Annotated in this window: 1 protein-coding gene; it reads right to left on the bottom strand. The window is 48.2% G+C overall.

Features of this window, described 5'->3' with window-relative positions; genetic code table 11:
• Positions 1–878 (bottom strand): phosphomethylpyrimidine synthase ThiC (thiC, locus tag R7E78_RS25315; RefSeq protein ID WP_318058499.1); only part of this gene is annotated, 878 nt, incomplete at both ends.

Raw genomic sequence — 878 nt, forward strand, 5'->3', positions numbered from 1 at the left:
TTCATCATGAAATGCACGTGCGGTATCGGGGTCTAAAGCGAGGTTAAATTGGTCTTCCCAGCGGAATTCAAAACGCGCCTTTGATAAGGCATTGTCACGAACTTGTGCTCCCGGATGCCCTTTTGCTAAATCTGCAGCATGCGCAGCTAGCTTGTAGGTGATCATACCGGTTTTAACGTCTTCTTTATTTGGAAGCCCCAAGTGCTCCTTAGGGGTCACGTAACACAACATAGCGCAGCCATACCAACCAATCATCGCCGCGCCAATACCGGATGTAATATGGTCATAACCCGGAGCTATATCTGTCGTTAGAGGACCCAAGGTGTAGAACGGCGCTTCATGACAGTGTTCCAACTGTTGGTCCATATTTTCTTTAATCATATGCATTGGAATATGGCCAGGGCCTTCAATGATGACCTGCACATCATATTCCCATGCGATTTTAGTCAACTCGCCGAGCGTACGCAGCTCTGCGAATTGCGCTTCATCGTTCGCGTCTGCAACCGAGCCAGGACGCAAGCCATCACCAAGAGATAGAGCGACATCGTACTTCGCACAAATTTCACAGATCTCGCGGAAATGGGTGTATAAGAAGCTTTCTTGGTGATGCGCTAGACACCACTTAGCGATAATCGAGCCACCACGCGAAACAATCCCCGTCACTCGTTTCGCCGTCATTGGAACATAGCGAAGTAGTAAACCAGCATGGATAGTAAAGTAATCAACACCCTGCTCTGCTTGTTCGATTAACGTGTCGCGCATGACTTCCCAATTCAGGTTCTCAGCAATGCCATTTACTTTCTCCAAAGCCTGATACATAGGAACCGTACCAATTGGCACCGGGCTATTGCGTAAAATCCATTCGCGAGTTTCGTGAA

This window comes from Vibrio sp. YT-19(2023) (assembly GCF_033337395.1).